The sequence below is a fragment of the Desulfatiferula olefinivorans genome (genome assembly GCF_054657895.1).
This window is the reverse complement of record NZ_BAAHXV010000049.1, coordinates 19,336-27,997: the sequence shown is the minus strand read 5'-3', so window position 1 is coordinate 27,997 and position 8,662 is coordinate 19,336. Positions and strand designations below refer to the sequence as shown.

General features: G+C 59.3%; 8 protein-coding genes. 3 read left to right on the top strand and 5 right to left on the bottom strand.

The features are described 5' to 3' along the window. Positions 1-282 (bottom strand): hypothetical protein (locus ACYQ11_RS20380; RefSeq protein WP_459925670.1); only part of this gene is annotated, 282 nt, incomplete at its 3' end. Positions 283-384: 102 nt separating this feature from the next. Here ACYQ11_RS20380 and ACYQ11_RS20375 point away from each other — a divergent pair. After that, positions 385-1,734 (top strand): hypothetical protein, encoded by a 1,350-nt coding sequence (locus ACYQ11_RS20375; RefSeq protein ID WP_459925669.1) that lies wholly within the window; start codon positions 385-387, stop codon positions 1,732-1,734. An 88-nt stretch (positions 1,735-1,822) separates the two neighbouring features. Here the strand turns inward: ACYQ11_RS20375 and ACYQ11_RS20370 are convergent, their stop codons facing one another. The 4 genes from ACYQ11_RS20370 to ACYQ11_RS20355 form a co-directional block, all read right to left on the bottom strand. Beyond that, positions 1,823-2,107 (bottom strand): Trp family transcriptional regulator, encoded by a 285-nt coding sequence (locus ACYQ11_RS20370; protein ID WP_459925668.1) that lies wholly within the window; start codon positions 2,105-2,107, stop codon positions 1,823-1,825. Between the two features lie 89 nt (positions 2,108-2,196). Beyond that, on the bottom strand, positions 2,197-3,186 hold the full coding sequence (locus tag ACYQ11_RS20365; protein ID WP_459925667.1) for a serine/threonine protein kinase: 990 nt from the start codon (positions 3,184-3,186) through the stop codon (positions 2,197-2,199). Positions 3,187-3,200: 14 nt separating this feature from the next. Then, a complete protein-coding gene (locus ACYQ11_RS20360; RefSeq protein ID WP_459925666.1) occupies positions 3,201-4,184 on the bottom strand; it encodes a DUF3187 family protein in 984 nt (327 codons plus the stop codon). Beyond that, complete coding sequence (locus ACYQ11_RS20355; protein ID WP_459925665.1) at positions 4,181-5,110, bottom strand: hypothetical protein; 930 nt, start codon at positions 5,108-5,110, stop codon at positions 4,181-4,183. The genes ACYQ11_RS20360 and ACYQ11_RS20355 overlap by 4 nt, the downstream gene beginning before the upstream one ends. Positions 5,111-5,283: 173 nt before the next feature. Here ACYQ11_RS20355 and ACYQ11_RS20350 point away from each other — a divergent pair, with 173 nt between their 5' ends. Together ACYQ11_RS20350 and ACYQ11_RS20345 are read left to right on the top strand one after the other, a co-directional pair. Then, positions 5,284-6,720 (top strand): hypothetical protein, encoded by a 1,437-nt coding sequence (locus tag ACYQ11_RS20350; protein ID WP_459925664.1) that lies wholly within the window; start codon positions 5,284-5,286, stop codon positions 6,718-6,720. A 207-nt stretch (positions 6,721-6,927) separates the two neighbouring features. Further along, entirely contained in the window at positions 6,928-8,577 is a 1,650-nt protein-coding gene (locus ACYQ11_RS20345; RefSeq protein WP_459925663.1) for a fatty acid--CoA ligase, read from the top strand. Positions 8,578-8,662: the final 85 nt, after the last annotated feature.

Below are 8,662 nucleotides of genomic sequence, written 5' to 3'. Positions count from 1 at the left end.
ACGGTCTTTTTCGACTGGTCCGAACGGCAGGCCGTCCAGGGCTGTGCGGGTGATGACGTGGTATACGCTTTTTTGATCCTTGATCAGCATGCGGGTGGTTCGAGGCATAGCGGGCGATCCTCCATGGGCGGCGATGGTGATATCATTGGGGCTACCATAACAGACGGGATGCTCAATTGTAAAGTAAATAATTTGCCTGTCCCTTTTGATGAAAAGATTGACACACCCGGTCATGACGGCTAACATGACGGCGACGTTTGGGGTTTGGGTGTAAAAGGTCATGGCCCTATCGTTGATGCACTTTGCCCGGCTCATCGTATTCAGCGTTTATGATAAAACTATTCCGACCGGATCACCGAGCGATTCCGGTCATGGAGGAAGACCATGAAAACGGTCCGCTTTACCGCCTGGGCCATCGCCTGTCTTCTTTTTCTGATGCACACGGCCGTTGTGGTGACCCACGCGGGTCTGTCCGTCTATAAGGGCGGAGGTCTCGGCCCGACCGCTGCGGGATACGGGACCTTGCTCGGACTGGCGGCCGTCATGCTTGGGGCCGGACTGATCAAGGGGCGTTTGACCCGAAGCGACACATATCTGATGCTGAGCCTTGCCCTGATCGGTGTGATGGTCGCCGGATTGGCCTGGCTGGCCGCCGACGAACCGGCCATCTCCGATGATTATTCGGAAGAGGATCTGGCCTGCCCGGCCAACGGGAGTTATGCCTATCTTTCACTTTTTATCGCCGAAGACACCCGGGAATCGGAGGAATATGAAAATGACGCGGCGGCCTGGGACGCTATCCTTGCGAGGCGAAACGCCATCGACGCCCTGGACCGCATTGACCGGATCTGCGACCTTCCAGATGATGCAGCCTTCACGATATCCGTCCCGATGCTCCGGCTCCGTCCGTTCAAAGAAACGATCGACATATACGAACGCCGCGTCCTTTCAACAATCGCAGACGATTCGGAGGAGGCGGTCGAAACGCTCTGCCGGCTGAACCGGGTGACCCGGAAAGGGATGAGCCAGGCGACACTTCTGATTCACAAGATCCTGTTCGCCCACGCCGTCGAACGGACCATTGAAACGGTATGGACCGCGCTTCAAAGCAGGGCCCTCACCCCCCGGACGCTGACCGCCCTCAACACCGCCTTTGTTCCCATCGAAACCGATGAGATTTCTCTGGTACGTCCGATGATCGCGGAATACCTGATCATGAAAAACACCCTGACGTCAATTGAGCCGAAGAGCCTGATGACCCGGGTTTCCCTGGATTCAGGCCGGGTCACCGACCCCTCGTTCGTGGAGGCCCTGTGGTCCCGGGCCGTGTATGCCCTGGGTTTCAAACCCAACCGAAGCCTTTCGGACATGCACATCTTCTATGACCTTCTGATCGACGCCCACAGACGTTATCCGGTCGATACAAGCCGGGCCGAGGCTTACATGGAGGCGTATGCCAAAAACCCTCCCGTCCGGAACATGATCGGCTGGATTCTGAACAGCATGGCCGCCCCGAGCGTGTCCTCGTTCACCGACCGGCTTGATAGGGTCAAAATCAAAAGCGACCTGCTGGCCCTGGCCCTCACTCAGAAACTGAATCCATCCGTCATACCCACGGATGCTTATGCCGGTGAAGACCTCCGATATCAGCAACAAAACGGCATGATGCGACACCCGGGCAGAGACGGTGTGTTCGAGACAGACGATGATGTGGTGCTTGGTGAAACGCGGTGATGGATCGGCTCTCCCATGGACCGATCGAGATCTTCTTCATCAGGAACACTTTCGATCATCACCCGATTGCGCGCATCGACCGGAAACATCAGGGTATCCGAACGGATTGCTTCTTCCCGCTGAGCAGACGGCGGACCATGGACGATTCGTCCTTGAGAATGCGGGAGCCCCGGGTGATTTTACAGAGACTGATCTTGTGGCGGGCCGCGATGTCCCGCTGGGTGCTGCCCTGGTGCAGTTCTTCGAGAAGCTGCCATCGCAGGGCCAGATCCCGCCGCTCCCGTTCGGTGAAAAGCTCGTCGAACAGGCGGGCCAGGTCTTCTTCGCTGTCCATGCCTGCAATGATCGTGATCAGGTTTCCATAGGCTGTCATCGGTTTCTCCCAACGTCGTGTTGTTTCTTTGGGTAGAAACATGCCAGAAGACCGCCCGAAGATCAACGGGAAAAGAGGGTTCAGATCATTCAGGACACCGATAAAGCCGACCGTTCCTTCTTCATGATGCCCAACTGCTGTTCCAGATCCCTGATTTCGTCCATCCAGAACCGGTCGCTGCCCCAGTCCGGAAACAGGGTCTTGAACTTGAAATCCCCGGCCTGCTTGCTGCACCAGGCCAGAAAGTAAATCATCCGCATGGCCCGCAGGGGTTCGATCAAAGAAAGGGTCCGGTCGTCGAATTCCCGGAACTGCTCGTAGCCTTCGAGAAGCAGATGGATTTCCCGGCGGCACCGGGGCGGATGATCCGGCAGCAGCAGCCAGAGATCCTGGACCGGGGGCCCGGTGAGCATATCGTCAAAATCGATGACCATGATGCCCTCGCCGGGGCGGTGGAGAAAATTCTTCAGATGGCAGTCCCCGTGCAGGCGGATGTACTCCGCATCATCGAAGCGTTTTTCACACAGGGCCAGGATTTCACCGGTCACCCGACGGAAAGCGGATTCGAAAGAAGGGGTGACAAAACCGCCGTCGACCAGCCGGACCAGATCGGCGGCCAGGGAGGTCATGGGGTGCAGGCGGATGCGAGCCGGGGCGGACCTGCGGGAGCCCGCCACATGGATGCGGCCGATCAGGCGTCCCAGCCGACGCCAGTCCTCGTCGTCCAGAATTTCCATTTCCCGGCCCGACCGTTTGTCGAACACGGCAAACCGGATGTTTCCCACCCGGCCCAGGGTATCGCCGTGGACCAGCATTTGGGGACAGACCACGGGAATTTCATCCTCGGCGCAGTCCTTGATAAAGGCGTGTTCGTCACGCAGGGCCGCCTCGCTCCATCGCCCCGGCCGGTAGAACTTGGCCACCACCCTGGATCCGTCCCGGGCCTGGAGTTCGTAAACCCGGTTGATGTAGCTGGGCAGCGGTGCGGTGAGGCCGGTCATGGGCCGATCGATGGCTTTTTCCACGGCCGAGATGACGGCATCGGGGGTCAGGTCTTCGAAATCGGAAACAGCAGTCATAGGTCGTCCTTGGTTCAAAATGAGAGGCTCTCGGACCGGATGCCGGTCCGAACGGTAAAATCCGGCGACGGCCCGGCCAGATCTTCATGGAATGACAGCGACAGGGCAAAGCCCGGACTCAGATGCCAGAAAAGTCCCAGCCCCAGTTCCACACAGGGACGGTCCAATGCGTCGATCCCGGTGTGACTGAGGGGCGATGTAAAGATGTTCAGCTGGGCGTTCAACTGAAGCAGCTCACTGGTTCGAACCTCGGCTCCGGCGAAGAGGCAGGCCATGGTCCGGAAATGAACGTCGGCCCCCAGGGTGTCCGGATCATGGGGGACGATCAGCCCGGGGAAGAAGGTCCAGGTCAGACGGCCCCGCCTGAGGCGGTTGAGTGAAAAGACGCCCAGATCCGTTTGACCGCTGCCCAATCCCCTGTCCGCATCGCCGGTGGGCAGCTTGACGCTGAACAACAGGGCCGAGGTGCGGTCCGACGCCTGATAAAACAGATATTTCAGATCCAGACGACTGTCGGCCGCGTGAAGTCCCCCTGTGTCCGCATGCATCCAGGACCTGCCGTCTTTTTCCACGGCATAGGCAAATTGATTGTGGGGCCGGTCGCTGCGCCCGTAATCCGGAAAGGACCCCAGCTCGTGGTAATCGGCCAGGGGCCTGTCGAGGAAACCGGCGCCAAAACCCACCAGCGGGAGCTGAAATCCCAGGGACATCCGGGGGCAGAGGCGCAGTTCGAAGCCCGGCGTGACGGTGAAAAGCTCCATGTCCATCAGAACCGTCCAGTGAGCGCTTTGTTTGCTGACAAACACGCTGCTGTAATCCAGATCCAGTGCGAGGGCCAGGCGGTTTTCCGGCAAGTCGGGGCTGCCTGCTCCCGGCGTCAGTACCATAAGCATCAGAGGAAACCGGCTGGCCTGGGGCAAAGGCGCCGCTCCGCAGGAACCGTCCCACAGGACAGACATCGTCGTCAGAACGAAAAGCCCGGCCATCCACCTTTTCATGACCTCTCCTCCGCGACGGTCCGGGGAGCGGCAAGCCCCATCCGGAGAAGATGGTCAAAGGAAAACCGGGCAAACAGGTAGAGCAGCAGAAAAAAGGTCAGGGGAAACACCAGGCCGTCGAACAGATACCCGGCAATGAGGGCCACGGTCCAGACCGCGATTTTTTCGGCCGTGGCCGAAAGTTGCGCACCCAGATCCGCCAGATGTTTTTTCGCCCGGTCATACTGGGTCGACGGGTTGAGCCGGTCCATCCAGGTTTTTTCGGCGGGCCGGTCTTCGCCGAACAGCTTCCGGGACAGGGTTTCCACCGAAAGATCGTCCCGGACCGACACGAACCCGTTCCGAGCCTCGGTCATCAGGGGATTGGTGATTCGTGCCGACAGAAAGGCCGCGGAGCGGACGGACAGAGGAAGAAGGATGTACAGGGAAACGCTGAGAATCACGGTCATGGCGAACAGACGGCGGATCAGGGCCACAAAGGTCCGCCTCTCTCCGGAAAACAGCACCCCCGCCTGAAGCCCGGCAAGGAGCAGCAGCGCCAGAGCCAGACACCAGTGATTGACGAGGGCCACAGCCTGAAACAGCATCTGGGTCAACAAAAGCACCGTACCGCCCAGAAGGGCTGTTTTCCAGGCGATGTCCACATAGTCGTAGACGGACTGAACCAGATCGCCCACCTCCAGGTTGAAGCCCAGCCCCACCTCGGAACCTTCGATGACGGCCAGTCCGCTTTTGATGGCCGACAGAATCAAAAACCCCTTCATGGACACTTCGAAGGATTGGTCAATATATTCTTGGTTTCCCTGATGCAGGCGATCCGCCCCCAGATGGTCGGCGGCCTTCTCCAGGAATCCGGCGGCGGAGCAGCCCGCAAGGATCACAAGAACCGCCGCCGTCGCAAGTCGTCGGTATGTTTTCACATCCATGCCCCCATCCTTCCGGACGTCCCGGTGTCGGCCGAACCGCCCACAAAAAGATAGACAAACGTGTTTAAATGGTATTCATTACCAGGTGACGTTGCTTTCATGTGTATATCAAATCCCGCGGTCCTGCAATATAATGATGCGGTGGGAGACGGCCCGCCCCTTACGGAGGTTCCATGAAACGGTTTCTTGCCCTGACGCTTTTCGTCCATCTGATTGCCGCCCCCGCCGCACTGGCCCTGCGCGTGGCCGGAACGGGATTCGGAAACACTCTTGAAGAGGCCCGCAGCGAGGCCCTGGCCGAACTGTCCCAGATGATCCGGGTGGAGGTGAAAAGCGAATTCTCCAGCGTTCAGACCCAGAAAAACGAGGCCCTCGACGAACTGAAAACCAAGGTCCTCCACCTGAAATCCGATCTGCCGATCCTGGGCGCCCGTTTCTCGTCGCTGACCGCCAAAGACGGATTCATGGTCGATGCGATGCTCGATCAGGGCAGTGTGCCCCTCTACACCCAGGCCCTTGAAAAAATCGTGGGGGAAATCAACGGAAACCTCGCCTCCCTCGACGGCGATCTGCCCCGATCCGAAAAGGTGGCCCTGCTCCAGTCCATCCTTTCCCTGATCGACCAGTACTACAAAATGCGGATTGTGGCCCAGTTCCTCAAATGCCCCGCCCTGCCCGACTGTCCGACCACCGTCGACGCCGTCGCCGCACGCCTCTCGGCCCTCGAAAAGAAGGCCGACACCCTTGCCTTCGGTGCGGGCATTCTCGCCCGCCGATTTTCCGGGCCCACGGTCTATGTCTATCCGCCCACACCCGACGAATCCCGGGAGGTCACCCAGTTCGGTGCGGCGATCCGGGATCATCTCGCCGCCGTGCTCACCGCCGCACGGCAGCCGGATCAGGCCGACCGATACATCACCGGCACCTACCGGCTGCTCAAGGACGGCATCGAGCTGACCTGCCATCTGACCGACCGGGACAACAACACGGTGAAAACGGCCTTGGTCTTCTTCCTTCCGTCGGCCTACGCCGGGTACACGGTGGCGCCCCTGGCCCCGGACTTTGAAAAACTCATCCAGTCCGGCCAGATGGTCTCCGGCGACTTCCGTGTGGACATCCGGACCGCGCGGGGACGGCAGGATCTGCTGTACACCCGGGGCGACGCCATGAAACTGATGGTCCGGATGAACAAACCGGGCTATTTCTACCTGATAAGCCACAACATCAAGGAGAAGGGAGCGTATTCCTACCTGATCCATTTCACCGAAGAGGCCGACAACCGGAAATTCATCTATTATCTGGGCGGCGATGCCGTCAACAAATGGGTGGAACTCGGCGAATTCGACGTGGTCCCGCCCTTCGGTGTGGAAACCCTCCAGATGGTGGCCTCGACCGACGATCTGATCGACCGGATCCCCGCCGCGTATTACGATCCGGCGACGGGTCTTTACACGATCGGCACCAAGCCCGGCGGCACCCGCGGCCTGCCCGTGGCCAGCGCACCGGCCCAGGCCCTGTCCGCCACCCGGGGCCTTCTGATCAAGAAAAAAACGGCTTCGGCTGAAGCGTCCCTCACGTTTACCTCCATGGAACGCAAACAGAGACCATGATCGAAAACATTGTTAATTTACCCCTTGCCTGATTTTTAATTTTCTGACATTCTTGGCGCATAACCCACGGGGTTGCACAACACCCCCGCCCTGTCACGTCGCAGATGTTGCGATCACACGATCGTCGGCCTTTTCATACGGGTCCGATGTTTTTCTGCCGGCGCATCGGCCTGATTCTGAACGTTGACCATTACGTTAGGAGGAACCATGGCTCTACGCACGATCCCCAAGACCCCGTCCGCTTTTTCTTACCCGCTTCTGATCAAAAACCTTCTCCCGTCGGCGGTGGCCTATTCGCCGAATCAGGAAATCGTGTACCGGGACAGCTTCCGCTACACCTACGCCGATTTCAACACCCGGGTGGCCCGGCTGGCCAACGCGCTCACCCGTCTGGGCGTGGAGCCGGGCAGCACCGTGGCCGTCATGGACGTGGACAGTCACCGTTACCTGGAGTGCTATTTCGCCGTGCCCATGATGGGGGCCGTGCTGCACAAGGTCCATATCCGGCTGACGCCGGAGCAGATTCTCTACACCATCAACCATGCCAAGGACGACGTGATCATCGTCAATTCCCTGCTGCTGCCCCTGCTCGAAGCCATTTACGACAAGATCGAAACGGCGAAAACCTTCATACTCATCGACGAGGAAAAAACCGGCCCCACGTCCAAAATCCCCTTCGCCGGCGAATACGACGCCCTGGTCAACGCCGCGGACGACCATTACGATTTCCCCGATTTCGATGAAAACACCATGGCCACCACCTTCTACACCTCGGGCACCACCGGCAATCCCAAGGGCGTTTACTTCAGCCACCGCCAGCTGGTGCTTCACACCTACGGCCTGATGACCGCCACCGCCGCGTACAAAAGCCAGGCCATCATCAACTCCGGCGATGTGTACATGCCCCTGACGCCGATGTTCCATGTCCACGCCTGGGGGGTGCCCTACCTGATGACCATGCTGGGGGCCAAGCAGATCTATCCGGGGCGGTATGAACCGGAAATGCTGCTCAAGCTGATTCTTTCCGAAAAAGTCACCTTTTCCCACTGCGTCCCCACCATCATCCACATGCTTTTGAGCAGCCCGGTGATCGATTCGATCGACCTGTCGGGCTGGAAGGTGATCATCGGCGGTTCGGCCCTGCCCAAGGGACTGTGCAAGGCCGCCCTCAAGCGGGGCATCAACATCTATTCGGCCTACGGTATGAGCGAAACCTGCCCGCTTCTGACCGCCGCCCTGCTCAAGCCCGAAATGCTGGACTGGTCCGACGACGATCAGGTGGCGATCCGCTGCCGCACGGGCTTCCCCATCCCCAACGTCCGGCTGGAGATTGTCGATCACGACGGCAAGCCCCTGCCCCATGACGGCGAGTCCTCCGGCGAAATCGTGGTCCGATCGCCCTGGCTGACCCAGGGCTATCTGAACGACCCGGAAAAAAGCGAGGCTCTGTGGCGCGACGGCTGGCTGCACACCGGCGATGTGGGATTCATCGACCCGGAGGGCTATCTCCAGATCACCGACCGCCTGAAGGATGTGATCAAAACCGGCGGGGAATGGATTTCATCCCTGACCCTCGAAGACATTCTCAGCCAGCATGAAGCAGTCAGCGAAGGGGCCGTCATCGGCGTTCCCGACGACAAATGGGGCGAGCGTCCCCTGGCTCTGGCGGTCATCAGGGAACCGTTCAAGGGCAAGGTCACCGAGGCGGATCTGATCAATCATTTCAAGGCTTTTGCCGACAAAGGCGCCATTCCCCGCTACGGCATCCCCGAGCGGGTGGCCCTGGTGGACAGCATCGCCAAAACCGGCGTCGGCAAGATCGACAAGAAAGTCCTGCGCAAGGATTTCGCCCAATAACGAATCATGAACTCGTTAAACGTCATCACATAACGGCAAAGAAAAACGTTCGAGCTTACGGTGTCGCGAATCCGTAAGGAATCAG